At 64.7% G+C, this 26,173-nt stretch carries 25 protein-coding genes; 7 read left to right on the forward strand and 18 right to left on the reverse strand.

All coding sequences use genetic code 11. The features are described from left to right. Positions 1–73 precede the first annotated feature (73 nt). From AAFN55_RS04490 to AAFN55_RS04515, 6 genes are all read left to right on the forward strand, one after another. Entirely contained in the window at positions 74–934 is an 861-nt protein-coding gene (locus tag AAFN55_RS04490) for an amidohydrolase family protein (RefSeq protein ID WP_347797675.1), read from the forward strand. 19 nt (positions 935–953) lie between these two features. Then, positions 954–2,111 (forward strand): ABC transporter substrate-binding protein, encoded by a 1,158-nt coding sequence (locus AAFN55_RS04495; RefSeq protein ID WP_347797676.1) that lies wholly within the window; start codon positions 954–956, stop codon positions 2,109–2,111. A gap of 81 nt (positions 2,112–2,192) precedes the next feature. Continuing rightward, positions 2,193–3,068, forward strand: coding sequence for a branched-chain amino acid ABC transporter permease (locus tag AAFN55_RS04500; protein WP_347797677.1), 876 nt, complete (start codon positions 2,193–2,195; stop codon positions 3,066–3,068). 2 nt (positions 3,069–3,070) lie between these two features. Then, a complete protein-coding gene (locus tag AAFN55_RS04505; protein ID WP_347797678.1) occupies positions 3,071–4,057 on the forward strand; it encodes a branched-chain amino acid ABC transporter permease in 987 nt (328 codons plus the stop codon). After that, entirely contained in the window at positions 4,041–4,793 is a 753-nt protein-coding gene (locus tag AAFN55_RS04510; RefSeq protein WP_347797679.1) for an ABC transporter ATP-binding protein, read from the forward strand. The genes AAFN55_RS04505 and AAFN55_RS04510 overlap by 17 nt, the downstream gene beginning before the upstream one ends. 10 nt (positions 4,794–4,803) lie before the next feature. After that, positions 4,804–5,517: an ABC transporter ATP-binding protein gene (locus AAFN55_RS04515; protein ID WP_347797680.1), complete on the forward strand. Its 714-nt coding sequence runs from the start codon at positions 4,804–4,806 to the stop codon at positions 5,515–5,517. Between the two features lie 127 nt (positions 5,518–5,644). Here AAFN55_RS04515 and AAFN55_RS04520 read toward each other — a convergent pair whose 3' ends face one another. From AAFN55_RS04520 to AAFN55_RS04570, 11 genes are all read right to left on the reverse strand, one after another. After that, positions 5,645–7,009 (reverse strand): AMP-binding protein, encoded by a 1,365-nt coding sequence (locus AAFN55_RS04520; RefSeq protein ID WP_347797681.1) that lies wholly within the window; start codon positions 7,007–7,009, stop codon positions 5,645–5,647. 35 nt (positions 7,010–7,044) lie between these two features. After that, entirely contained in the window at positions 7,045–7,830 is a 786-nt protein-coding gene (locus AAFN55_RS04525; protein ID WP_347797682.1) for a GntR family transcriptional regulator, read from the reverse strand. Between the two features lie 88 nt (positions 7,831–7,918). Beyond that, positions 7,919–8,758: a GntR family transcriptional regulator gene (locus tag AAFN55_RS04530; RefSeq protein WP_347797683.1), complete on the reverse strand. Its 840-nt coding sequence runs from the start codon at positions 8,756–8,758 to the stop codon at positions 7,919–7,921. A gap of 60 nt (positions 8,759–8,818) precedes the next feature. After that, on the reverse strand, positions 8,819–9,664 hold the full coding sequence (locus AAFN55_RS04535) for an amidohydrolase family protein (protein ID WP_347797684.1): 846 nt from the start codon (positions 9,662–9,664) through the stop codon (positions 8,819–8,821). A 24-nt stretch (positions 9,665–9,688) separates the two neighbouring features. Beyond that, on the reverse strand, positions 9,689–10,459 hold the full coding sequence (locus tag AAFN55_RS04540; RefSeq protein WP_347797685.1) for an ABC transporter permease: 771 nt from the start codon (positions 10,457–10,459) through the stop codon (positions 9,689–9,691). 19 nt (positions 10,460–10,478) lie between these two features. After that, on the reverse strand, positions 10,479–11,285 hold the full coding sequence (locus AAFN55_RS04545; protein ID WP_347797686.1) for an ABC transporter ATP-binding protein: 807 nt from the start codon (positions 11,283–11,285) through the stop codon (positions 10,479–10,481). A gap of 4 nt (positions 11,286–11,289) precedes the next feature. Next, on the reverse strand, positions 11,290–11,889 hold the full coding sequence (locus AAFN55_RS04550; RefSeq protein WP_347797687.1) for a cysteine hydrolase: 600 nt from the start codon (positions 11,887–11,889) through the stop codon (positions 11,290–11,292). Next, the gene (locus AAFN55_RS04555; protein ID WP_347797688.1) at positions 11,889–12,914 is read right to left on the reverse strand and encodes an ABC transporter substrate-binding protein; all 1,026 of its coding nucleotides are present in this window, start codon (positions 12,912–12,914) and stop codon (positions 11,889–11,891) included. The genes AAFN55_RS04550 and AAFN55_RS04555 overlap by 1 nt, the downstream gene beginning before the upstream one ends. Before the next feature lie 38 nt (positions 12,915–12,952). Beyond that, the gene (locus AAFN55_RS04560) at positions 12,953–13,786 is read right to left on the reverse strand and encodes an acetoacetate decarboxylase family protein (protein ID WP_347797689.1); all 834 of its coding nucleotides are present in this window, start codon (positions 13,784–13,786) and stop codon (positions 12,953–12,955) included. Positions 13,787–14,055: 269 nt separating this feature from the next. Beyond that, on the reverse strand, positions 14,056–15,510 hold the full coding sequence (locus AAFN55_RS04565) for a class I adenylate-forming enzyme family protein (protein ID WP_347797690.1): 1,455 nt from the start codon (positions 15,508–15,510) through the stop codon (positions 14,056–14,058). Then, positions 15,507–16,373, reverse strand: a complete 867-nt coding sequence (locus AAFN55_RS04570; RefSeq protein ID WP_347797691.1) for an amidohydrolase family protein — start codon at positions 16,371–16,373, stop codon at positions 15,507–15,509. The genes AAFN55_RS04565 and AAFN55_RS04570 overlap by 4 nt, the downstream gene beginning before the upstream one ends. Positions 16,374–16,478: 105 nt before the next feature. Here AAFN55_RS04570 and AAFN55_RS04575 point away from each other — a divergent pair, with 105 nt between their 5' ends. Continuing rightward, the gene (locus AAFN55_RS04575) at positions 16,479–17,405 is read left to right on the forward strand and encodes a carbon-nitrogen hydrolase family protein (protein WP_347800182.1); all 927 of its coding nucleotides are present in this window, start codon (positions 16,479–16,481) and stop codon (positions 17,403–17,405) included. On the opposite strand, the gene AAFN55_RS04580 is transcribed toward AAFN55_RS04575, so the two are convergent. From AAFN55_RS04580 to AAFN55_RS04610, 7 genes are all read right to left on the reverse strand, one after another. After that, entirely contained in the window at positions 17,402–18,199 is a 798-nt protein-coding gene (locus tag AAFN55_RS04580; RefSeq protein ID WP_347797692.1) for an FCD domain-containing protein, read from the reverse strand. The two genes, AAFN55_RS04575 and AAFN55_RS04580, sit on opposite strands and share 4 nt — an antisense overlap. After that, positions 18,186–19,190 carry an oligopeptide/dipeptide ABC transporter ATP-binding protein gene (locus tag AAFN55_RS04585; RefSeq protein ID WP_347797693.1) on the reverse strand — a complete coding sequence of 335 codons (1,005 nt, stop codon included), beginning with the start codon at positions 19,188–19,190 and terminating at the stop codon, positions 18,186–18,188. The genes AAFN55_RS04580 and AAFN55_RS04585 overlap by 14 nt, the downstream gene beginning before the upstream one ends. Continuing rightward, complete coding sequence (locus tag AAFN55_RS04590) at positions 19,183–21,123, reverse strand: dipeptide/oligopeptide/nickel ABC transporter permease/ATP-binding protein (RefSeq protein WP_347797694.1); 1,941 nt, start codon at positions 21,121–21,123, stop codon at positions 19,183–19,185. The genes AAFN55_RS04585 and AAFN55_RS04590 overlap by 8 nt, the downstream gene beginning before the upstream one ends. Then, a complete protein-coding gene (locus tag AAFN55_RS04595; protein ID WP_347797695.1) occupies positions 21,120–22,067 on the reverse strand; it encodes an ABC transporter permease in 948 nt (315 codons plus the stop codon). The genes AAFN55_RS04590 and AAFN55_RS04595 overlap by 4 nt, the downstream gene beginning before the upstream one ends. A 21-nt stretch (positions 22,068–22,088) precedes the next feature. Continuing rightward, a complete protein-coding gene (locus AAFN55_RS04600; protein ID WP_347797696.1) occupies positions 22,089–23,645 on the reverse strand; it encodes an ABC transporter substrate-binding protein in 1,557 nt (518 codons plus the stop codon). 179 nt (positions 23,646–23,824) lie between these two features. After that, positions 23,825–25,417, reverse strand: coding sequence for a gamma-glutamyltransferase family protein (locus AAFN55_RS04605; protein WP_347797697.1), 1,593 nt, complete (start codon positions 25,415–25,417; stop codon positions 23,825–23,827). A 7-nt stretch (positions 25,418–25,424) separates the two neighbouring features. Then, positions 25,425–26,156 (reverse strand): GntR family transcriptional regulator, encoded by a 732-nt coding sequence (locus tag AAFN55_RS04610; protein WP_347797698.1) that lies wholly within the window; start codon positions 26,154–26,156, stop codon positions 25,425–25,427. Positions 26,157–26,173: the final 17 nt, after the last annotated feature.

Genomic DNA, 26,173 nt, shown 5'->3' on the forward strand with positions numbered 1-26,173 from the left:
GCGGATACATCCTTGTCAGATTGGTATTAATCACATAACAATATATCAGAGACGTGCAGGAGGCGATAAGAAAATGTCATTTGGCGCCATCGATATAGTCGTGAACCCTTTGACGCCGCAGATCGTCGCCGCGCGGCCTGCATGGACCCGCACCTTCCACATGAAGAAGATCGGCCGCGCCGACGCGGACGTTGCTTCCGTCACCCATGAGGACATGATCCGGCAGATGGACGAGGCGGGCATCGAGCGCTCGTTCCTGATCGCCTGCAAGCTCGGACAGGAAGGTACGCCCGGCGCGTGGCACATGCCCTATGAATGGGTCGCCGAGGCCGTCGCCGCCTATCCCGACCGCTTCTCCGGTCTGGCCGGCGTCGACCCCACCGAGGGCATGGAAGGCGTTCGCCGGCTGGAGCGCGCGGTGCGCGACATGGGCTTCATCGGCGCGCACACCTATCCGCACTGGTTCGAGCTCGAGCCGAACCATCGCAAATATTATCCCTTCTACGCCAAGTGCGTCGAGCTCGGCATTCCGATCCAGATGCAGGTCGGCCAGTCGCTGGTCTATTACGACAAGCGGCCCCTGCGCAGCGTCGCCCGGCCGATCCTGCTCGACGACATCGCCTGCGATTTTCCCGAGCTGAAGCTGATCGGCATCCACATCGGCATTCCATGGACCGACGAGATGATCGCCATGGCCTGGAAGCACGAGAACGTCTTCATCGGCTCGGATGCGCACAGCCCGAAATACTGGCCGGAAGCCTTCATCCACTACATCAACAGCTATGGCCGGCACAAAGTGATGTTCGGCACCGATTTTCCGGTGCTGGCCTTCAAGAGAACCATGGACGAGATCGGGAGTCTCGGCCTGCGGGAGGACGTCATGCGCCTGTTCCTCAGGGACAACGCGCTGCGCGTCTACGGACTGAAACAATAACGGGAACATGGAGCAGACAATGGGAAGGCTTAGAATAGCCGCAGCGCTCGCCGCCGCACTTTGTGCGCAGGCAGCCCATGCGCAGGACGAAACCGTCACGATCGGCATCGTGACCGCCGAGACGGGGCCGCTTGCCGCTCCCGGCAAGTTCCAGATGAACGGCTTCAATCTCGCGGTCGAGACGATCAACGGCGCGGGCGGTTTCGAGCTCGATGGAACCACCTACAAGCTGGAACTCCAGGTCTATGACACGCGCTGCAATGCCGCCGAGGGCGCATCCGCAATGCAGCGCCTCGCGACCGTCGATGCGGTGCCGATCGTGCTCGGCGAGCTGTGCAGCCCGGTGGCGGCCGCCGAAGCGCCGATCGCGCAGGACTTCCAGGTACCGCTGATCATCACGGTCCCGACCGCCGCCAACCTGACGGAGGAGGGCAATCCGTTCTTCTTCCGCATCAACGCGAACAACCACCAGCTCAACAGGGCTCTGGCCGAGTATATCCAGGCCAACGAGATCAAGCCGCTGGCCTTCATCGCCTGGAACAACGACGCCGGGCGCGGCGGCGTGAACGGCATGCATGCGCTTCTGCCGGACGACTACAAGGACGGCTATGTCGGCTATTTCAACGTCGGCGAAGTCGATTTCTCGAACCACATCACCAACATCCGCAATGCGGGCGCCAAGGGCATCATGCTCTTGATGGATGAGGAGCCGGGTGCGCTCGCCATCCGCCAGATCCGCGACGCGGGCCTCGACGCCCAGCTTGTCGGCACGCTGGCCATGGGCTCGAACCGCTTCCTCGACCGCCTGAACGCGACCTATCTCAACGGCATGGTGCAGTACAACTCGTTCCCGCCGACCGCGCCGATCGAGAACATCAAGGCGTTCAACGACAGCTACAAGGCGAAGTATGGCGAGGAATCGCATGGCTTCGCCGCGCAGTCCTACGATGCGGTTTTCGCGGCCGTGGAGGCCATGAAGGCTGCCGGCACGACGACCGACGGTTCGGCCATCCGCGACGCGCTTGCCGAAATCTCGTTCGACGGCGTCATCGGGCCGATCAAGTTCGACGAAAAGGGCCAGGCCGCACCGCCGGTCTACATCACCGAATGGTGCGAGGGCGGCGACCGCAAGGTGATCTTCCCCACGGAACTCGCATCCGATTGCGGCAGCGGCTGACCGTCTGATCCGACCATCGCGGCCGCTTGGCGTCGTGTCGCCAGGCGGCCGTTTACTTCATCTGATCTCCCTGGAGCCGCAATGGCGACCGCAATCCTCGAGCAGCTCATCAACGGCGCCATGATGGGCTCGATCTACGTGCTCATGGCGCTGGGCATGGTGCTGATCTACGGCGTCATGCACGTCCTGAACTTCGCGCATGGCGTGCTGTTCATGGTCGGCGGCTACATGGCGCATCTGTTCTTCTTCAACCTGACCGGCAGCTACCCGCTGGCGATCATCTGCTCGATGATCACGCTCGCACTGATCGGCATGGTGCTGGAGCGGCTGATCTTCCGGTCTCTGCGCGACAATCTGCGCATGCAGATCGTCGCGTCGCTGGGGCTGATCCTCATCATCCAGAACGGCGTCGTGCAGCTCTGGGGACCACATGCCTTGCAGATGCGGCCGCAGACGGTGGATTCGCTGGTCAAGGTGGGGCAGCTCTCCTTCACGGTGCAGCATTTCGTCATCATCGGGGTGGTCACGCTGGCGGTCACGACGCTCTATCTCTTCCTGACGCGAACACGCCTCGGCACAGCGATGCGCGCGACGAGCCAGCACCCGGAGGCGGCCGTCGTCGTCGGCATCAATCCGAACCGCGTCTACACCATCACCTTCATGATCGCCTGCGCGCTTGCCGGGCTGGGCGGCGCGCTGCTGGGCCCGCTGTTCCTGATCTTCCCGCAGATGGGCGACGCGCCGATGCTCAAGGCACTCTCCGCCATCATCATCGGCGGCATGGGAAGCGTACCGGGCGCGATCGTCGGCGGCCTGGGCATCGGCATCGTCGAATCCATGTCCACGCTGGTGGTGCCGACAGACTATCGCGACACGATTGTCTTCGGCGTCCTGATCCTGATGCTGCTGATCCGCCCGTGGGGCATCTTCGGCGTGCGCGTGCGCGGAGAGCACTGATCATGAAGCCGATCTACTCCCTGATCGCCGCGATCGTCGTGCTGGTGGTGGGTGCGCTCGCGCCTGTCCTCTTCGGTGGTCAGCCTTACGTGCTCTATGTGCTGACGCTTGCGCTCTGCTACGCGATCCCGGCCATCGGCATGAACCTGCTCTATGGCTACACCGGGCTCGTCTCGCTGGGGCACATGGGCTTCGCCGGTGTCGGCGCCTACACGACCGCCGTCCTGATGAAGGACTACGGCGTGCCCTTCGTGCCGTCGCTCTTGGCGGGCGCGGTGGCTGCCGGCGGCATCGGCCTGCTCGTCGGCATCCCGTGCCTGAGGCTTCGCAGCCACTTCTTCATCGTGGTGACGCTGGCCGTCGGCATGATCCTCTACACGCTGTTCAACAATCTCGACGGCCTGACCGGCGGGGCCGAGGGCCTTCCGGGCATACCGCGCCCGCAGAATATCGAGATCGGATCGCTCGTCATCGAGTTCCGCTCGCTTGGCGGGTTCTACATGCTGACCTTCGTCATCACGGCGCTGATCTTCGGCCTGCAATATCTGCTGGTGCGATCCGACTTCGGACGGTCGCTGTCCTCCGTTCGTCAGGACGAGGCGCTTGCGGCGGCCAGAGGCGTGGACGTGTTCGCGCACAAGCTGTTCGCCTTCGTGCTGTCGGCGGCCATCGCGGGCGTCGGCGGGGCGATGAAGGTGCTCTTCCTGCGCGCGGCCGCCCCGCTCTCCTTCGAGCTTCAGGAGAGCATCAACCTCATGATGATGCTGATCCTCGGCGGCGCGGGGTTCCTCGTCGGCCCGATCATCGGGGCCATCACCTTCGTGGCGCTGCCGGAATTCCTGCGCGTCGCCAATCAGCTTCGTCTCATCTTCTTCGGCTTCGTGCTGCTGGCACTCGCCCGCTTTGCCCCGCGCGGCATCTGCGGTCTGGTGGAAGCGGCCTACAGGAAGCTCTCAAACAGGGAGAAGGCCGTTGTCGCCCATCCTTGAAGTCAGGAACGTCTCCAAGAGCTTTGGCGGCATCAAGGCGGTCAACGCGGCGAGCTTCACGCTCGACAAGCCGGGCATCTACGGGCTCATCGGCCCCAATGGTGCAGGCAAGACCACGATGTTCGACATCGTCTGCGGCCGCCAGATCGCGGATGCCGGCGAGGTGCGTTTCCATGGCGAGCGCATCGACGGCAAGCGCCCGTTCAAACTGGCGCGGCAGGGCCTCGCCCGCACATTCCAGGAATGCCGCGTCCTGCCCGAGGAGACCTGTCTCGACAACGTGCTGTTCGGCGCACAGGACAAGCGTCTCGGAGCGGAGGTCCTGCAGGCCTTTTCGCGCAATGGCGGACCGCGCGCCCGCGCGGAGGACGAAGCGCGACGGCTGCTGCGGCTGATCAACCTCGAACGCTACGCCGACGAACCGGCGAGCGCGCTCTCCTACGGCCAGCGGCGGCTTCTCGAGATCGTCTCCTGCCTGATGTCGAAGCCGCGCATCCTGCTGCTCGACGAGCCGGCCTCCGGCATCAATCCGACGCTTCTCAACACGCTGCGCGACTTCATCGTCGAGATCTACGACGAGACCAAGATCGCGTTCCTGATCGTGGAGCACAACATGGAGTTCATCATGTCGCTGGCGAGCGAGATCGTCGTCATGCATCAGGGCGGTGTGCTGATGCAGGGCGCGCCGGATCGGGTCCAGGCCGACAAGGGCGTCATCGACGCCTATCTGGGTTGAGGCGGCTGCGATGCTGAAAGTGCGCGGATTGAAAGGCGGCTATGGCGGCGGCAGGCTGATCGTCGACGGCGTCGATCTCGACGTCGAGGCCGGCGAGATCGTTACCGTCATCGGCCAGAACGGCGCCGGCAAGTCGACCATTCTCAAGACCATCTTCAACATGACGCCAGTGCGCGACGGCGAGATCGTGCTCGACGGCACGGATATCTTTTCCGTCAGCCCCTACCAGATGCTGACGGTGGGGCTCGCTTACATCCCGCAGCACCACAGCGTGTTTCCCAAGCTGACCATAGCCGAGAACCTGCGCATGGGCGGCTATCTCCTCACCGACAACAAGCTCCTTCAGGAGCGCACGGCCAAGGTGGAAGAGATGTTCCCGATCCTGAAGGCGCGGCGCAACGAGTTTGCGGCGAGCCTTTCGGGCGGCGAGCAGCGCATGCTGGAAATCGCGCGCACGCTGATCATGGACCCCAAGGTCGTGATGCTGGACGAGCCGTCGATCGGCCTCGCGCCGAAGATGGTGGATATCGTCTTCTCGACCGCGCGCAGGCTCGCCGAAGCGGGCAAGGCCATCCTCATGGTCGAGCAGAACGTGAAGAAGGCACTGATGGCGTCGGAACGCGGCTACGTGCTCGAACTCGGCCAGGTTCGCATCAAGGACGACGCGCAGGCGCTGATCGCCGACGAGCGCGTGTCGCGGCTCTATATGGGCGTCAGAGCTTAGGGGCTTTCCGGCAGGGCGAAACACCCCCACTCCCCCGTAAACGGGGAGGATCCGGCGTTACGGCCGGCCCCGGGAGGTGGCCCGCAGGGTCGGAGGGGGTTATCGCGGACGCGGCTTTTTTCGTGTCCTACTCCGGCTTCTTGCGCAGATCGACGATCGGCTTCGCCTTCCAGCCGCGACCCGTGAAGGCAGCGTCGTCGGCCGCTGCCAGTTCGACCACGGGCATGACGCCGGTCGTCGCCTTCACCTTCTCCGCAACCCGCAGGCCGAGGACATGGATCGCCTCGCCGCTGGAGGAGAGCCGAATGCGCAGGCGGTCCATCGAGAACTGGTCGTTCTCGTCCTCCTTGTCGACGATCGCCTGAAAGTCCGCGATGCCGGAATCGGCTGCAAGCACGTCGGCCAGCGCCTGCGGGTTCACCAGCATGCCCCTGATCTTGACGAAGCCGTCGCGCCGCGTCGGGACGCTGACGAGGCGTTCGGTCAACGCGCCGCAATGCGGGCATTTCGCGCGTGTCAGGCGGGCCGTGTCGCCCAGAGCGTAGCGCAGCATGGTCGTGCCGCGGCGATCGAGATGCGTGAGAAGGATCAGCCCCTCCTCGCCATCGGCGACAAGGGCGTGAGTTTCGGGATCGACCGCCTCGAAACAGAACTGGAGCGGTGCGGGATTGTGATAACCGGCGCCGGGCACGCATTCGACCATGCCGCCCTGCATCTCTGTCGCACCGTAGGAGACGCTGATCTTCGGATCGGCAGCGCCAAGCCGCTTGAGCCGATCGACGAGGTCCTGGCGTGCCTCTTCGCCGAAGCCTTCGCCTGTGACGAAGACGAGGCGAACGGAGGGCATGCTCAGGCCGAGTTCTTCGGCGCGGCCGAGCATCTTGCGCATGTAGGACGGGACGCCCCAGAGGATGGTTGCGCCGGAGCGTGCAGCCAGCGCGCATACGTCGTCCGTGCGGTTGCCGAGACCCGGATGCCGGGCGCTGGGCGCACCGGGCATCGCAGCTATGATCGGAATGTTGTAGGCGGCTGCCGCATTCATCGCGCGGGCGAATGCGCCGTGCGGGTGGCGCGTTAGCGGGAAGAGGTTGAGGATCGTGTCCTCTGCCGTGACGCCGCGCAGGCGCAGCATGTTGCGGTTGACTGCGAGGATGTTGAGGAAGTCGTAGGAGGTCGAGGTGAACGGCGTCGGATCGCCGGTCGATCCGGTGGTGTACATGACGTCCCACACCACGCGTTCCTCGGCATCGAAACTGGCCGGCAGCGAGAGCGAGAAATCTGCGGGCTGGCCGACATAATCCGCCTTGCCGGTGATCGGAAGCTTCGCCAGATCGTCGATGCCCCTGATGTCCGACCGCTCGATGCCGCGCTCGGCGAAGACTTTGCGATAGTGCGGATGATGATCGAAGATGCGATCCAGCGTGCCGGCAAACACCGCGTCCCGCGCGCGTTTCAGGTCGGCGGGATCATCGAAAAAGAGTTCGTCGGGCACGGGCTGTTCCTAGGCGGCGGTTCAGGTAAGGGAAGTCACGCGCTTGTCGCGTCCGGGCTCCAAAGGGTGGCACTTTCGCCTTCCACCCGCGACATGCTCATCTGGTATTCGTAGATGTCGGGGCGGTAGAGCGCGTGCAGATACTCGACCGGGCGGTCGTTCTGGTCGAGGACGAGGCGCTTGACCCAGAGAAGGGGCGAACCGGTCTCGACCTGAAGCAGCGGCGCGACGATCGTATCCGCGAGCTTCGCGGATACCGACTGGTCGGCGGCCGAGACCTTGATGCCCGCGCGCTTCATCAGGAGCAGCAGCGGTGTGTCGGACAGTTCCTGCTCGTCGCAATGCCGCCCGATCTCCTCGGGGAGATATGTCGTGAGATGCGAAAACGGGATATTTTCGTGATAGCGCACCCGCACGGCGCGTTGCACGCGCGCGCCGGGCTGAAGCTTGAGCTTCTGGGCCACCACTGGCGTTGCGGGGACATAGCCGAACTCGATGAGCTTGACCCTCGTGCGCAGGCCCATGGCCATCAGATTCTCGAAGATGCCGCGCAGGTTTGCCGAGATCGCCTGTGGCGCGACCGGAGCCTGTGCGAAGGTTCCGCGTCCGCGCGCGCGGCTGACGAAACCCTCCTGCTTCAGCCGGTCGAGCGCGCGGCGGATGGTGATGCGCGAGACACTGAATATCTGGGAAAGTTCGTGCTCCGAGGGGATCGGCTTCTCGCCCTCGAATTGCCCTTCCTCGATCTGCTGGCGCAGGACTACATAGACCTTGTGATGCAGCGGCGTAACGGAGTCTGTCGTGATCGGTGCAGTGCTCACGCGTGGAGCCTCCCATGATTGTTATATTGTTATGCCTTTTCGGGAGGAAATGCACAAGCGTGTCGCCATGGCGGTGCCGGCTGAGGATTCAGGCCTGCTTTCGCGCTCTGCGCGGCGTTGGCGGCTTCCGGTCCTTCGTCGACCAGATCGGGTCGGCGCCGCCTTTGTCGCGCTCCATCGTCATGCGGTACTGGTAGCGGTCGGTGCGGTACAGGATGCGGATGTATTCGACGGGTCGTTCCTCGCGGTCGCAAACGGTGCGGCTGATCGCGAGCAGTGGCGTGCCGACGGGAACGTCGAGCGCCTGCGCTATCTTCGGATCGGCGAGCACCGCGCTGAAGGCCTGGCGTGCGCTGCCGACCTTCACCCCGTTCTTCTCCAGGAGGCTCAGGAGCGAGTTCACCGCCATGTCGGATTCGTCGAAATTGTGCCCGATGTGACCGGGTACGAAACTCGTCAGGTAGGAGAAAGGCGCGCCGTTGTAGCTGCGCACGCGCACCGCGCGCTGCACGAGTTCATTCGCCCCGACCTCGAGTTCGGTCTGCACATCGTAAGCGGGCAGGACGAAGCCGAACTCCAGAACCGTGACCTGCGTGCTGTTGCCCATGCTGGTGAGGCTCTCGAGCAGGCCGTCGATGTTGGCCGGGACGGCCGGGGGAATCTCTCGCGGTACGATCCGGGTGCCGGCGCCGCGCTTACGCTCCACCAGGCCAAGGGCCGCAAGCTCGTTGATGGCGCGCGCGACGGTGATGCGCGAGACCTTGAACTCACGGCTCAAATCCATCTCGCTGGGCAGCATGCCCTCGCGGCCGTAATAGCCCTGATCGATGCGCTCGCGAATGACGAGCTGGATCTGATGGTAGAGTGGCGTCGGCAGATCAGGCATGGACCGCATGGTCTTTGGCTCTGCCTGTGATGCGTCGTTCATCGTCGCCTCCGGTCGCAGACGAGGTCGCGGCGGGAACGGCCCGCCACGACCGACAAGGCCTCAGGCGGGAACGTCCAGTTTGAGAATCCGAATTGCATTCTCCCCCAGCAACCCATCCAGTGCTTCCTGGGGAAGGTCAAGGGCGCGGACTTCCTTGAGCGACTGGGTGATGTTCTGGACGGGCCAGTCCGTGCCCCACATCACCTTCTTCATGCCGTCATAATTGGCGAAGCCGCGCTGTGCGATGTAGTCCACGAAGTGCTGCGACCAGGTCGAGGGCGGATGGGCGTCCGCGATGATGTAGACGTTCTCGTGCCCGATCGCGGCGCTGGTCATCTCGTAATCCATCGGCACGCCGATATGCAGGCCGATCAGCGTCAGTTCGGGGAAGTCGTAGGCCGCATCCTCAAGCCATTGCGGACGGGCGCACAGCTTGCCGCCCGAGCGCGGCGACTGGCGGCCGACCTGCAGCGTGATCGGCACGCCGAGCTCGCAGCATTTGGCGTAGATCGGCCAGTAGGTACGGTCGTTGATCGGCACGCCGAACCAGTGCGGGTAGACGTGGACGCCCTTGAAGCCGAGTTCGGTCACGGCACGCTCGATGTAGCGCAGCGTCTCCATGCCGCTGAGCGGATTGATGCCGCACCAGCCGAAGAAACGGTCGGGGTACTTCTGGAGAACCGGATAGACCTCGTCGACATGGGTGGCCAGCAATTCGCCGCGCACGCCGTTCTGCACGACATTGGCGATGATGCCGGTCATCGCGACGCCGTTCCGGTCCATCTCCGCGATATAGGCTTCGGGGTCGATACCTCGGGCGGTCTTCTTGTCGATGCCGAGCACGTCGTAGAGCTTGAGCTGCGTATGCGGCTTGAAGTTGGTGCTGATGTCGATGATGCGCGCCATGACGGCTCCTCCGGTTGGTTCGAACTAGCGCTGGCCGGCGACGGATTCGTGCCACGGCGTCACGTAGCGACGCAGCAGGACCACGAGGAAGTAGAGGATGAGGCCGAGCACGGTGAGCAGCATGATCACGCCGAACATCGCCTTGACGTCGAAGGCGTTGAGCGTCGCGACCGCCATGTAGCCGAGGCCCTGGCTGCCGCCGAGATATTCGCCGACGATCGCGCCGATGGTGGCGAGCACGATACCGACCTCCATGCCGGTAAGGATGAAGGGCAAGGCGTTGGGCAGCTCGACGTCACGGAAGGTCGCCCAGCGGCTGGCGTTCAGCGCCAGCATCACGTCGCGATGGCCGCGCTCGACCGATTTGATGCCCAGAATGGTGTTCGTCATGATCGGGAAGAAGGCGATCACCGCTGCCAGCACGACCTTCGAGGTCATGCCGAAGCCGAACCACACGATGAAGAGCGGGATCAGTGCGACCTTCGGCATCACCTGAAGGCCGACGATCAGCGGGTTGAGTGTGCGCTCCAGCCAGCGGATCTTGCCGAGGAAGCCGCCAAAGGTGATGCCGATCACCACCGCGATCGCAAAGCCCGCGACGGTTTCGAACAGCGTCACCCAGATGTGCCGGTAGGTGCGCGGGTCCGACAAGAGCGCGACGACCGCGCTCCACACATCGACCGGCGACGGCAGGATGAAGGGCGAGACCTCGAAGACGCGGACATAGGCTTCCCACACGAGCACGATGGCCGCGAGCAGGAGAGGGGTAGCGATCCAGGATGTGTAGCGTGCCATGGGGGCCGTCTCCAATGCGTCAGGCGAAGGTGTCGAGCCGCTGGCGCAGGTCGAGTTCGTAGTTCTGGAATTCGGGCGTCGATTGCACGTAGATGTCGCGCGGCCGGGCAATGTCGATCTCGGTCAGCGTGTCCATGCGGCCCGGTCGCGGCGACAGGAGCAGCACCCGGTCGGCGAGGAACACGGCCTCGCGGATCGAGTGCGTGACGAGGATGATCGTGCAGCCGCTTTCGCGCCAGATGCGCTGGAGCTCGAGGTTCATCTGGTCGCGCGTCATCGCGTCGAGCGCCCCGAACGGCTCGTCCATGAGGAGGATTTGGGGCTTGCAGCTCAAGGCGCGCGCGATCGCGGCGCGCTGCCGCATGCCGCCGGAGAGCTCCCGCGGCCAGCGCTTCTCGAAGCCCTTGATGCCGACGAGTTCGCACAGTTCGGCTGCGCGCGCGCGGCGCTCCGCTTTGCCCATGCCGCGCAGCTTCAACGGCAGTGCGATGTTGTCCTCGATCGTCATCCAGGGGAAGAGGTTCGCGTCCTGGAAGACCACGCCCAGTTCCTGCATCACCGTGTCGTTGCGCTCACGTCCGTTCCACAGCGGCTGGCCGCCGACCTGGACCTCGCCACCGGTCGACTTCAGAAGGCCGGCGATGATGCGCAGAAGGGTGGTCTTGCCGCAGCCCGAGGGCCCCAGCAGAACGAGAAACTCGCCCTGCGAAATTTCGAGATTGACGTCCGTGAGAGCCAGCACGTCGATGTCGCGCGTCTGGTAGCGCTGCTCGATGTCGAGGAGCTTGATCTTGACGGGCGCGGCGTCAGCAGTTGGTTCCGTCATTGTGTCATGTCCGTAGGAGGTCGCGGGCACGGTGGCTGTCGAGGATGCGGGCAAATCCGAACTCCATTGCGGCCAGCGAGGCCTTGTGTACGTCCATGTCGAAATCGGCGCAGGCGTCCGCCACGACAAAGGTCTCGAAATCGCGTTGGCCGAGGTCGCGCACGGTGCTTTCGACGCACATCGACGTGGTGACCCCGCACACCAGAACGCGGCGATAGAGGCCGTCGTGCAGGATGGCTTCCAGCCTCGTATTGACGAGCGCGGAGAAACGCGGCTTGTCGATGATGAGGTCGCCATCGTGCGGCGTCACGACGTCCGAGAGCTCTTCGTCCCCGCTGCCGCGCCGCAGAGCGCCGATCTTCGCGAGGTTGGGCCTGATCGTACGGATCAGCTCGCCGCCGTCCGAATAGTCCGGGGCAAAGACCATGCGCGTCCAGGCAACCGTGGCGCCCGCCTCACGTGCATCCCGCGCGAGCGCGTCGCACACGGACGCTGCATGGCGAAGCTGCTCGATGGGACGCCCCTGCAGGGCCATCGACCCGCCGGCGTCGCAGAACGCGCGCTGGGGATCGATGACGAGCAGGAGTGTTTTCGGCTGCACCATCAGGAGAAAGCAAGCTGCCGTGCGGTGTCGTCGTGGAAGTTCTGGTCCGCGGTCTCCTGGATCAGGCCTGCCTTCAGCATCAGGGCGTAGGCCGATTTCCAGCTTTCCTCGTTCGATGCCAGCTTGTCGGCATAGGGCGCCTCGTACTTCGCCAGCGTGTGCTTGAGAACGGCAAGGCCCTTGTCGGGACGGTTCGCCTCGAACACGTCGTACTTGGCGGTGACCTGATCGATGATCGGCGCGAGATCGTCGGAGGAGAGCAGGATGCCGAGCGTCTCGTGAACCGAGGCGAGGAACGCCGCGATCTGCTCGCCGCTTTCGGCCAACTGCTTCTTCGATGTCATGTAGACCTGACCGGGGCAGGGCGCGACTTCGTCGGTGGACCAGGCCACGACCGGCTGCTTGTCGACCTGAAGCTGGAACACCGTATCGCTGGTGGCGATGAAGCCGGCGATGCGGCCCTGCTTGACCAGTTCGAACGCGGCCGGCGCGTTGCCGACGACTTCGCGCGGCACGTCGTCCTTGGTGACGTCGCGGGCGGCGAGCATCATGTCGAGAATGTTTTCGGTCGCGCCTGCGGCCGAGACGATGCCCATGGTCTTGCCGGCCATGTCCTCGGGCTTCTCGATCGGGGCGTCCTGCGCGCTGATCACGTAGAAAATGTCGCGCTGGTAGATGTCGCCGACGGCGACGATCGACGGATCGGTCGCATAGGCCTTGATGAGGTCCGTGCCGCCGGTGCGCGAGATCAGCGCGTTGCCGGCAGTCACCTGCTGCACGGCCATCGACGAGCCGCGTCCGCCTTCGATGGTGACGTTGAGACCGTGCTTCTCGAAGATGCCGCCGACGTCGGAATACATCGTCTCGATGAAGGAGATGAGATAGCCGAAGGGCGTCAGATAGGTGACGTCGGTCACGCCCTGGGCGCGTGCCGCGCCGGTCATGAGGCCCGGCATGAGGGCGCTGGCACCGAGAGCCTGCGCGCCGATGAGGAACTTGCGGCGGTCGATCGTGAATGTGTTCATGTTACCCTCTTTCTTGTTGTTGATGGATCGCAGCCGTTTCAGGCGGCGCCGTAGTCGTGCAGGAGGCGAGCCTTGCGGTCCGTGGTCCAGCCGCGCTGGTAGGCGTAGCCGCCCGTGATTTGGACGCTGCCCAGAAGATCGAGATCTTCATCCTCCGCATCGCCGAAGTTGAGATGGCCGGTTCCGGCGCGGATGCCGCTCATCGAGACGTTGGTGAAGCCGAGCTCGAAAAGTTGCTCGATATCGCCGACGTCAGGGCTGGGCGACGCGATGTAGCGATAGAGGAAGGTCGAGCCGCCATGGCCCGGCAATGCGGTCAGGTCCTCGCCGCCCGCCTTGAAGTCGATCGCCATGTCCAGCACGCGGCGCCCGTAGCGCGAGACGGTGCCGCCGAGCGTGAAATCGCTGCCAGCAAAGGCCGGGTTGGTCACCTGATGCCGGGTGCGGTCGATGGTGCCGAGACGCTTCCCCCAGCCGAAGATCGCGCCCATGCCGAGCGACCAGTCGCGATCGACCCAGACCAGCGCGCTGTAGCGGCCGATCCTGTCGCCGAACTTGCAGTAGAAGCCCAGAACGCACTCATTGTAGGAGGAGCGCGACGGGTCGCGCCAGATCTGCTCGGGATTGCCGGTGCTGACCTTCGCCATCTCGGCGATCATCACCCAGCCGTCACCGCCGTCGAGTGGTTCGAGACCGGGCGGAAGCAGCTTGGCGACCGCGGACGGGTCCGCCTTGAAGGTGACGTGAAGCGCTTCGCAACTGATGTGGTGCGGCAGGGGTTCGACGAGGGAACTGCGGCCCGTCGCGGTGCGCGGCCATGACTGACCTTTCCAGGGCCGTCCCTGCGCGTCGGGTGTTGCCGCTTCCTGCATGCCGTGAATACCTCTGGACCGGAGGATATGATCTATAGGCATAACAATAGGCAGAAACAGGCTGGCGCTTCAAGTGGAATCTGGTGAGGCTGGCTACAGGCCTCACGATCGCGCAGGACCGCGTGTAACGATGCGATCGACCTATCCGCCCGGCGCAACCTGCGGCTGCGGGCGTGAGAGACTAATGTGCGGGAGACAGGACGCGCTGGTCCGATATGCCATAGCATTATTGCTTTTGAAAACGCGCCGCTTGCGTCGTTTCTTCGGGCTCAGTCCTTCTCGAAGGTCGCCTGCAGAGCCGGCTTGAGCACCTTGCCGGCGCTGTTTCGGGGCAAGTCGTCTACAAAAATGACGCTCTCCGGCACCTTGTAGGGCGCAAGTCTTGTCGCGCACCAGGACTTCAACGCCTCTCCATCGACGGATTGCCGGGCGACCACGAAGGCGACGACATCTTCGCCCAGCCGTTGCGAGGGGCGGCCGACGACCGCAGCTTCCTCGACGTCCTCGTGCTCGCGCAGCACCTGCTCGATCTCCGGCGGATAGATGTTCACGCCACCCCGGATGATCATGTCCTTGCGCCGGCCGCGCAGGGTGACGTAGCCGCCTGCATCGATCTCGGCGATGTCTCCGGGGTAGAACCAGCCGTCGCGGAACGGGCTTTCGTCGACCTCTTGTTCCCCGAAATAGCCCTGGGCAACGCCGGGGCCGCGATAGCGCAAGAGGCCGACCGTGCCGGGCTCCAGCGGATCGTGATCGTCCGACACGACCTGAACCTCGACCCCGAAGACGGGGCGGCCGACCGAATTCGGGCTGACGATCCGCGTCTCGGGCGTCGCGAGCGAAATGCCGCCGCCTTCGGTGGACGCGTAATATTCGACGAAATTGTCGTTGAGCGTTGCCGCGATCGCCGCCTTCTCGTCCGGGTCCAGCGGCGCGCCGCTGGAGATCAGCAGCCGAAGCCGTCGCATCGCGGCCTTCTCGGCTTCGGAAGCGTCGAGCAGCTTGCGCAACTGCGTCGGCACGAGAAACGTGCTGGTGGCGTCGGCGCGTTCGAGCTCGCCTGCCAGCGCCGCGCTGTCGAAGGGCGGCGGGAAGAGGATCACCGTGCCGCCGGCAAACAGGATCGACATCGCGAAGGTGCGTCCGCCGCCGAAATAGAGCGGCGTCGCGGACACGTAGCGATCCGTGCTGTTCAGCCCGAGATTGATCCAGTGCGTCCAGAAGCGGCGCAGCATCTGCTGGTGCGTGATGCAGGGCCCCTTTGGCCTGCCCGTCGTCCCGGATGACAGCGACAGAAGCAGCGGCAGGTTGGTGCCTTGCATCGGATCGAGATCGACGTGCTCGGCGGGAGCGTCAGGCAGCGCGTCCAGCGTTCTGACCGGCGTCGCGCCCATCGGCGCGGCATCGATCTCCACCACGACGAGCTTCGCGGCGAAATGGCCGGCGACCGTAATCTTTTCCGCGTCCGTCCAGCGCCAGTCCATCGGCAGGATGACCGAGCCCATGCGCGCCAAGGCGTAGTTCGCGATCAGATGGTCGGGCGTGTCCTTGAGACAGACTCCGACGACGTCGCCGGCGCGAATGCCGAAGCTCTGGAAGCGCGCGGACGTGGCACGGACGCGGTCGGTCAGTTCTGCATAAGACAGCGTGACCGCGCCCGCCACGATCGCGGGATGGTCCGGCCGCGCCCGGGCATTGATCTCGATGCCGTCGGCAAGGTTCATGCCGCGCCGTCCAGTTTGTAGATGCGCAGGGCGTTGTCGCGCAGGAACTTGCGCTTCGACGCAGGGCGCAAGTCCAGCTCGTCGATCTGGCGCATCGTCTCGCCGAAATCGAGGACCGGGAAGTCCGTGCCGAAGATGACTTTGTCCTGGCCGTAGGTGTTGATGTAGTTGACGAAGGATTGCGGCCAGTAGCGCGGCGCATGGGCGTCGGAACCGATGAAGACGTTGGCGTGCTTCCAGGCCATCGCGATCATTTCATCGGCCCACGGAATGCCGATATGGATGCCGATCAGCTTCAGCTCGGGAAAGTCGCAGGCGACCGCATCGAGGGTGATCGGACGGCCGACGCTGCGGCGCGGATACGATTTGTCGTAGATCAGTGACTGTCCGACCTGCAACTGGATCGGCACGTCCAGCTCGACGCATTTCGCGTAAAACGGATAGTAGCGTGCGTGATCCGGCGCGAGTTCGAACCAGTGCGGATAGAGATGCGCGCCGATGAAGCCGTCGTCGCGAACGGCCTTCTCAAGCGCGCGGACGCCATCCATGCCTTCGGTCGGGTCGATGCCGGCCAACGCGAGAAACCGGTCCGGATGAAGCCGCACGGCGTCGGCGACGAGTTCGTACGGCACGTGATAGCAGGCGCGGTGTCCGGCCTGTCCCACCTTGGCCGCGATCAGCATCGAGCGCTCGATGTTGGCGGCGTCCATGCGGCGCAGCATCTCGTCCAGCGAGATGCCCTCGAACGTGCCGCGATCGACCTTGACCTTGCCGGTGTAGAAGGCTTCGCGGTCGGGGCGGCCCGCAAGCGCTTCCCTGGTCCAGATATTCACCACCGCGTCGATCGCGCCGTAGCCTTCCATGATGCACCTGTTCTTTCAATTCATATTGTTATATCAATGCATCATATCGAAGCGCGGTCTGCAAGGAATATTGTCGATGAGGGGCAATCGGACATCATGGTGAGAATGCATACCGTCGCGGCGGCGCACGCCTCTTCCATCCTTCTCGACAAGCGCGCGTCGCTCGAAAAGGCCTGCGGCATCGTGCGCGAGGCAGGCAGGCTGGGCGTCGAGCTCGTCTGCTTTCCCGAGACCTATCTTCCGGGCTTCCCGTACTGGATCAACCTCTACGCGCCGGGCGACCAGCACGCGATCTATGTGCGCTATGCCGAGGAGTCGGTCGATCTGTCGACCGACGAACTCGCGCCGCTTTGCCGGGCCGCGGCCGAGGCGAAGTGCTCCGTGGTCATGGGCGTCAGCGAGCGTGTCGGCGCCACGATGTACAACACGCAGGTGTTCATCGGTGACGACGGCACGATCGCCGGCAAGCATCGCAAGCTCCAGCCGACTTTCGCCGAGCGCGCTTTGTGGTCTCAGGGCGACGGCTCGACGCTGGATGTCTTCGACATGCCGGTCGGCCGCGTCGGCGGGCTGATCTGCTACGAGCATATGCTGAACCTCGCGCGGCAGGCACTGATCGACCAGAACATGCAGATCCACTGCGCGAGCTGGCCGACATTCGCCAGCAGCGGCACCAATCGCGGTGCCGTCTACGACCGCAAGGTGGATGCGCTGATGCGCGCGCACGCGATCACCGGCCAGTGCTTCGTGATCGTGGCGCAGAACCCGGTGACGCAGCAATATGTCGATGCGATGGAAGCGGCGATGGGACCGCAATCCGTGCTGGGCGTCGGCGGCGGGTGGTCGACGATCATCGGGCCGGATGGCGAGATGGTGGTGGAGCCGCATCTGGGGGCGGAGGAGAAGCTCGTCGTGGCCGAAATCGACCTGGCGGCGATTGCGCGTGCCAAGGTTCTGGTCGATACGGCCGGCCACTACTCACGGCCGGAAGTGCTGTCGCTGACGGTCGACCGGCGGGCGTTCAGGCCTTAGGTGCGTATTCGTGCCCGGCCTCTGATCGATGCGTGCCCAAGCAAAAAACGCTCGCTGTCTTCCAGATGCCGGCGCATCAACGCCTGCGCAGCCGCGCCATCGCCGGCCTTCAGAAGACGGACCAGCCGCACCTGATAGGGCAGGCCGGCCTCCGCCACGGCGGCAAATGGCTGCTCGGGGTCGGCATTGATGTCCGTCAGGTCGCGAAGCAGCGATTGCAGGAACACGCAGACGAAACCGAGGATCTGGTTGCCGGCGAGGCTCGCCAGAACCGCATGGAAATCGAGCTCCGCGATGGTCTGCTGGAACGCGTCCTGCGCGGTCTGCGGTTCGTTGTCGTAGAGCCGGATCGTCGCCTGCAGCGTTGCAATGCCCTTCTCGTCGAGCTTGCCCGCGAGGCTCAGCACCAGCTCCGGCTCCAGCAGCTTGCGCAGCGCGAAGATGTCGCCGATGTCCGGTTTGTTGAACAGGAAGAGATTGTTGAGGAGACCGATCGCCTGATCGCCCGACAGCGCGGTCACGAACGCCCCGCCGCCCGGCCCGGTGCGTGATTTGATCAGCCCCTGCGTTTCAAGCGATTTCATCGCCTCGCGCACGGTGCCCTTCGAGGCCCTGTTTTCCTCGTCTTCCAGCCATTTCTGGGGAATGCGGTCGCCCGGAGACAGGCCGTTCTGCGAGATGAGATCGCGGATGCGCGCGGCTAGGGCATCGGACCGTTTCAACCGCTTTTGCGGCGCGGTTACCAGAGGAGGGGTCCGTGACGTCATGATGCCCGCATCGTCAATTTCGTCCACGATGCTCTGCCGGGAGCGGTGGATGGAAGCAAGCCGCAAGATGCGTGCCGTCGACGGCTCCGGCGTCGAGCGGCGGGCGCTCGGCGCGACACAGATCGTCGGCGGCCGGGCAGCGCGCTGCGAAGGCGCAGCCGGGCGGCGGATCGTAGGGGTCGGGCAACTCGGCGTCGGCATCGTCGGGTGCGAGGATCGGGCGGCCGGGCGCAGGAGCCGAATCGAGGAGAAGGCGCGTGTAATGATGACGCGGATCGGCGAACACCGATTTTGAGGGGCCGATCTCCGCGAGCCGGCCGAAATACATCACCGCCACGCGGTCGCTGACGCTTTCGACCACCGAGAGGTCATGGCTGATGAAGACGTAGGTGAGATTGAACCGTGCCTTCAGATCGTCGAGCAGGTTGAGTACCTGCGCCTGCACGGACACGTCGAGCGCGGAGACGGGTTCGTCCAGCACGATGAGGTCCGGCTTCGCGGCCAGCGCGCGCGCAATGCCGATGCGCTGCGCCTGTCCGCCGGAAAACTCGTGCGGATAGCGTTCGAGGAATTCCGGGCGCAGATTGACCGCGTCCATCAGTTCCTTCAGCCGCGCCTCGCGGTCGCGCCGCTTCATGCCGAGCAGGTGGACGAGCGGCGCTTCGAGAATCGCGCGCACAGTCTTGCGTGGGTTGAGCGACGAGACCGGGTCCTGAAAGACGTACTGGATCTTGCGCGCAAGCGCCGCCGCATCGCTGCGCGCGGCCTTTGCGACGTCTTCTCCCCTGAACCGGATAGCGCCGCCCGTCGGCTGGTCGAGCCCCACCAGCATGCGCGCGAGCGTCGACTTCCCGCAGCCGGATTCGCCGACGATACCCAGCGTCTCGCCGGGACGGATGTCGAGCGACACGTCCTGCACCGCATGCACGCCGGGCCGTACCTGGCCGAAGAGGCTGCGTCCGCCGCCGAAGACACGCTCGACGGCCGCGATTTCCATCAGGGCACTTGTGTCAGGCATCGGTCAGCCTCTCATGCTCAGTGAGCGGGAACAGGCAGCGCACGGCGCGGTCACCGCCCATCGGGTCGAGCGCGATCTCGCCCTTGGTGCATACGGGCTGCGCGCGCGGGCAGCGCGGCGCGAAGGCGCAGCCGGGCGGCAGGTCATCCACGGATGGCGGCAGGCCCTCGATCGCATCGAGACGCCGTTCCGGCTGCCCAAGCACGGGCACGCAGTCGATGAGCTTGCGTGTGTAGGGGTGCGCCGGGCGTTCCAGAACGTCGCGCGTCGTCCCGGTCTCCACGATGCGGCCGGCATACATGACCGCGACGCGATCGCAGAGCGCGGAGACGATGCCGAAATCATGGGTGATGAAGAGGATCGACGCCTGCTTTTCCTGCCGAAGCTTGTTCATCAGCGCGAGGATCTGCGCCTGCACAGTGACGTCCAGCGCCGTCGTCGGCTCGTCGGCGATGAGCAGTTCCGCGTCGTTGGCGAGCGCCATGGCAATCGACACGCGCTGGCGCATGCCGCCGGAGAGCTCGTGCGGATAGGCCTTGAGACGCTGGGCGGGGTTGGAGATGCGGACCAGCGCCAGAAGGGCCTTCGCCTTCTCCACCGCGTCGCGGTGGCTGACCGGTTGGTGCGCGCGGATCGCCTCGATCAACTGGTCGCCGACCGTGAAGAGCGGATGCAGCGTCGCCAGCGGGTCCTGAAAGACATGGCTGACCGCACCGCCGCGCAACTGGCGAATGCGCTCGTCGGATGCCGCGAGCAGGTCCTCGTCCTTGAAGCGTATCGACCCGCCGGCGATGCGACCCGGAGGCGTCGGCACGAGGCCCATGATCGACATGGCGGTGACGGATTTTCCCGAGCCGGATTCGCCGACGATGCCGAGGCACTCGGTCCTGCCGAGCCGCAGATCGATGCCGTCGACGGCACGGAGCGTCTTCGACCCAAGCTGGAACTCGGTCTTGAGGCCCCGGACGTCGAGAACCGCGCCCGTCCTTTCTGCCGTGACGTCGGCGTCGTCGCGCTTGGCGATTGCGGTGCGGGCGAAGGGACGCGCGAGCGCACCGGATTTCAGGCGCGGATCGAGCACGTCGCGAATGCCGTCGCCCAGCAGGTTGATGCTCATGACCAGCACGAAGATTGTCAGGCCCGGCACGAGCGCGACATGCGGCGCGTTGAACAGGACACGGCGGCCGTCGCCGAGCATCGACCCGAGATCCGCCTGCGGCGGCTGCGCGCCAAGCCCGAGGAAGGAGAGCCCTGCGGTCTCCAGGATCATCCAGCCAACCGTGGTCGACATGGTGATGACGATCACCGGCAGGACGTTCGGCAGGATCTCGGTCGCCAATATGCGGATGTGCGATTTTCCCGACAGCCGCGCGGCATCGACGAACTCGCGTCGCGACAGACCGAGTGCGACGCCACGAATGTTGCGCGCGAAGAAGGGGATGTTGACGAGCGCGATGGCGTAGAGCGCGTTGACGAGGCCCGGCCCGAGCACCGCGACGATGGCGAGCGCAAGCAGGATGTAGGGGAACGCCATCAGCATATCGATGCCGCGCATCATGACATTGTCGGTGCGCCCGCCCGCATAGCCTGCGATGAGGCCGATCGCCGACCCGAAGAACGCCGCGATCAGTGTTGCGGATATGCCGACGGCGAGGCTGACCCGAAGCCCCCAGAGGATGCGCGAGAAGATGTCCCGGCCAAGCGCATCGGTGCCGAGCAGGTGCCCCTCGGCGAGCGGGCGCAGGAGCCGCTGCGCCGGGGCGGTGGCGTTCGGATCGGCAAGCGGCAGGAACGGAGCCGCGAGCGCAAGCAGGATCATCGCGGACAGGATGACCAGTCCCGCCGTCGCGAGCGTGTTGTTGAGCATGAGCCGCAATGCGTTCGGGCGGCCCGAGCCTTTTGCCGGCTTTGCCGGTGCGGCGACGGCGCTCATGTCCTCAGCCTCGGATCGAGGATCGACTGCATGACGTCCGCCACGAGATTGAACATCACGTAGCTGGCCGCGACGACGAGGACGCCGCCCTGCACCAGCAGGATGTCGCGCGTCGAGATCGCGTTGACGAGCATCGCGCCGATGCCCGGCCACTGGAACACGGTTTCGATATAGACGGCGCCACCGAGCACGAAACCCGCCTGGATGCCGATCACCGGAATGACGCTGACGAGCGCCGCCTTGAAGGCGTGGCGGTAGATGACCGTGCGCTCTGGCAGCCCTTTTGCACGCGCTGTGCGTATGTAGTCGAGCCGCAGGACTTCCAGCATGGCCGTGCGCGTCAGCCGCGCGATGACGCCGGTCGCGACCGCCGCCAGCGTCACGGCGGGCATGACGAGGTGGTAGAGCAGGTCCGGCAGATCACCGCCGCCATAGATCGCGTACATGCCGCTCGGCGGAAACCATTTGAGCTGCACGCCGAACACGAGGATCAGCAGCAGGCCGAGGAAGAAGGACGGTGTGGAGATGCCGATCAGCACGATGAAGGTGATGATCCGGTCGGCCCAGCCGAACTGCCGCACGGCCGAGACGATCCCCGCCAGAAGCCCGAAGACGGAGCACAGGAGCAAGGCCGCGCCGGCAAGGATGAGGGTCGCCGAAAACCGCTCCAGAACCTCGTCCAGGACGGGACGGTTGAGCGCGAAGGAGCGGCCCAGATCGCCCTGCAGGAGATTGCCCAGCCAGATCACGTATTGCTGCGGCAGCGGCTTGTCGAGACCGAGCTGGGCGTTGAGGCGCGCGACGTTTTCAGGCGTCGCGAAGTTGCCGAGAATGGCCGTCGCCGGGTCGCCGGGGATCATCGCCATGATCAGGAAGACGATGAGCGTCAGCCCGAACAGGACGGGGATGGCAGCGAGAAGCCGCTTTGCGATGTAGGCGGTCATTGCCGGCGCGTGCCTGCTGCGTCAGTTCTTCGTGACGTCGTGAAGGTTCAGGAAGAACGACGGCTGCAGGTCGAAGCCCTGAATGTTGGCTGTCGTCACCGCGCCCTGAACCCAGTTGGCGACGAAGATCCATGGTGCGTCCTCGTGCACGATCTCCTGCAACTGCATGTAGAGCGTCGCGCGTTCTTCCGGCTCGGTGGAAATACGAGCCTGATTCAGAATCTCATCGACTTCCGTGTTCGAGTAATAGCCGGAGTTGAAGCCGCCTTCGGATGGCAGCGCTTCGGTGCGCAGGGTCAGGAACGGCAGCGTGTCGGGGTCGTTGGTCATCCACGCCATCTCGGCCATGTCTGCCTTGCCTTCGAGGCCGGGGTTCACCTGTCCGAGATAGGTGTTCCACTCATAAGTCTCGATCTTGACGTTCATGCCGACTGCCGCGAGGTCGGCCTGGATGGCCGTGCCCATGGCGACGGGATCGAGCATGCCCGAGCCGCCCTCGGTGACGAAGAAGGTGACTTCCTCGCCGTCATAGCCGGCTTCCTCCAGCAGGGCCTTGGCCTTGTCGGGGTCGTAGGCATAGGGCTCGACCTCTTCATTGTAGGCCCATGCAAAGGCGGGCGCGACCGGCCCGGTGGAAACCTCGGCGGTCCCCTGAAGCACGTCGTTCACCAGCGATTCCTTGTTGACCGCGTAGTTGGCGGCTTGACGGATCTTCTGGTCGGCGAAGGGGCCTTCCTTCGTGTTCAGCAGCACGTACCAGACATGCGGTCCCGCCTGTTCGAAGACCTGGAAGTCGGGCGCATCGCGGAACTGGCCGATGGAATCCGGCGGCACCTCGACCATGATGTCGAGCCCGCCCGCAAGCATTTCCGCAACGCGGGTGTTGGCATCCGTGATCGGGCGGAAGACGACCGCCTCGAGCGCCGGCGCGCCGTCCCAGTAGTCGTCGTTGCGTGTGACGACGACGCGCTGGTTGCTCTGCCATTCTGCGAATTTGTAGGCGCCCGTGCCAACGGGGTTCCGACCAAAATCCTTGCCGTGCTGCTCGACCGCGGCGGGCGACACCATCAGGCCAGTGGGATAGGCGAGGTTGGAGAGGAACGGCGCGAAGGGTTCGTTGAGCTTGACCTCGACCGTCGTGTCGTCGACTGCCGTGACCGTCTCGATCGCGGAGAAGAAGAAGGCGAGCGGGAAGGGGCCGGTGTCGTGGAAGGGGTGGTTCTCGTCGATCATCCGCTCGAAGTTGAACTTCACCGCCTCTGCGTTGAACGGCGTGCCGTCGTGGAAGGTCACGCCCTCCCGCAGATCGAACGTGTAGGTGAGGCCGTCTTCGGAGATGGTCCACTCTTCCGCCAGCGCAGGCGCGACTTCCAGCGTGCCATCGGCGAACCGCACCAGCCCGTCATACATGTTGACGAGGATGCGGAAATCGTTGGTGGCGGTCACGGCATGGGGATCGAGCGATTGCGGCTCGGCGATCTGGCCGACGACGACGACGTTCGGCGGTGTCTGCGCGTGTGCGACAGGGCCAAGCGTCACCACGCATGCAGCCGCGAACGCGGCAAGGATACGGCTCATGAAGGGTCTCCGATCACGGATTCACAGAATGAGCGACCCAATAAATCATTATAATTTGCCGCATGCAAGAATTAATGCGGATAAATTGGCGCACGGACATGGCCGGAGGTGGGGTGTAAGATAAAGGGCGAGCCCGCTTCAGGCCCGCCCCCACGGTTCCATCTGCTTTCGACGGCGGATCAGAAGCCCCCGGCGCAGCCGTCCTTGCGTGGATCGGAGCCGGACACATAGCCGCCTTCGATCCGCTGCACCAATTGTGCACCGCCGAAGCCGAAGCTGGCTTCCGGCGCTTCGGAAACGACGGCGTGGCCGAGTTCCTCCAGCCGCGCGACCGTTGCGGGGGCCATCGAGCTTTCGATGGCCACGTCCAGGCCGGAAATGACGCGCCAGCGCGGCGCATCGGCAGCCGTCTGCGGATCCTGGCCCCAGACCTGCGTGCGCAGCATCATCTGGAGATGGCCCTGCGCCTGAATCGGTCCGCCCATCAGGCCGAACGCCATCAGCGGTCCGGCTTTGCCCATCACGAAGCCGGGTATGATCGTATGGAAGGGCCGCTTGCTCGGCCCAACCTCATTGGGATGGCCGGGGATCGTGTTGAAGCCGAAGCCGCGATTCTGGAGGCTGATGCCCGTGCCCGGAACGACGACGCCGGACCCGAAGCCGGCATAGTTCGACTGAATGTAGGAGACCATCATCCCGTCCGCGTCGCCCGAGGCGAGACAGACTGTGCCGCCGTCGCGCGGCGCGCCGACGGGGAAAAGCGATGCCTTGGCCGGGTCGATCAGCTTTCCGCGTGAGGCGAGATAGGCGTCGTCCAGCAGATGCGAGGCCTTGACCTCGTCCATGTGAAGCTGGTCGGCCACGAAGGCATGAATGTCCATGAAGGCGAGCTTGATCGCCTCGATCTGGAGATGAAGCGCCTCCGGGCTGTCGGGGTGAAGCGCTTCAATGCCGGTGCCCTTGAGCATGCCCAGCGCCATCAGCGCGGCGATGCCCTGGCCGTTCGGCGGGATTTCGTGCAGCGTCGCGTCGCCGAAATCCTTTGCGATGGTTCCACACCAGTCGTTCTCGTGCGCCGCCATGTCGGCGGCGGTCAGGGCAGCGTCGTGCTCCTTCGCAAAGGCTGCTATCTTGTCGGCCAGTTCGCCGCGATAGAAGGCTTCGCCTTTGGTGGCCGCGATCAAACGCAGCGTGTTCGCCATGGCCTCGCACTGGAACAGTTCGCCGGCTTCCGGCGCCCGGCCCTTGGGCATGAACGCTTCGGCAAAGCCCGGCTGGACATGCAGTTCCTCGGCGGCGCGCTTCCATTGCTCGGCGACGATGGGCGTGACGTGGTAGCCCTTCGATGCGTATTCGATGGCAGGCTCGAAGAGCGCCTCGAACGGCAGCTTGCCGAAACGTTCCGACAGTTGGACCCATGCGGAAACGGCGCCCGGCACGGTGACGCTCTCCCAGCCGCGGCGCGGAACGCCCGGCTTGCCCGCGAAGCGCTCCGGGGACCATGCCGCCGGCGAGCGGCCCGACGCGTTGAGCCCGTGCAATTCCGTGCCATCCCACAGGATGCAGAAGGCGTCGGAGCCGAGCCCGTTTCCGGTCGGTTCCACGACGGTGAGTGTAATCGCGGCGGCAAGCGCTGCATCGAGCGCGTTGCCGCCCTTGCGAAGCATCGAAAGTCCGGTTTCGGTGGCGAGCGGGTGCGAGGTGGCGATGGCGTTGCGGGACATGACCGGCGAGCGGCGCGATGGATAGATCGGATCGATGGGATAGGTCATTGGTCGCTCACGATTGCGATTTGGAAATGAGAGCCGAGACAGGCGCGTCCGCGCTCGACAGGTCGGCAGGTGAAAGCTGGTCGCGGTCGAAGAGGTCTTCTATCATCCGCAGCGTCTTCGTGTAGTGCTCCACGAGAAGCGTGCACGCCTCATCCTCCGTGCCGTGCAGGACGGCCTTCATCAGGGCCTCGTGCTCGGCCTGGCCGTCGCGGGGCACCTGGCGGTAGGCGTTGGAGACGGACACATAGCGCGCCGCGTGATCCGCGAGGATGTCGCAGAATTCGATGAGCCACGGCGAGCCGCAATTCGCCAGCAGCGCGCGGTGGAAATTGCGGTGTGCGTCTTCCCACGCGGCGCGATCCTCGGCGCTGTCCGAGCGGAAGCGCGACAGCCGGTGGAACGCGACGACGATCGCCTCTTCCCACGGGTCGTCGCGGTGCTTCATCGATTCGCGCAGGACGCTCGATTCCAGAAAACACCGCGTCCTGACCAGAACGCGCCAGTCACCGAGCGCGATCGCGGGAACCGAGAATCCGCGCTGTTCGTGCCGTTCGACCAGACGTTCGGACGACAGGCGCGACAACGCCTCGCGCACAGCATTGCTGCCGACGTCGTACATCGCCGCGATGCCTTCGATGCGAAGCTTCTCGCCCGGCCGGAAGGCGCTTCGAATGATGTCGGAGCGCAGTTTCTGGTAGACCGTTGTCGCGAGCGTCGTCTTGTCTGTCGGTTTCGGCATCCGTGTTTCCTGAAGCG

The sequence above is a fragment of the Mesorhizobium sp. CAU 1732 genome, from assembly GCF_039888675.1.
In the GTDB taxonomy this organism is placed as follows: Bacteria; Pseudomonadota; Alphaproteobacteria; order Rhizobiales; family Rhizobiaceae; genus Aerobium.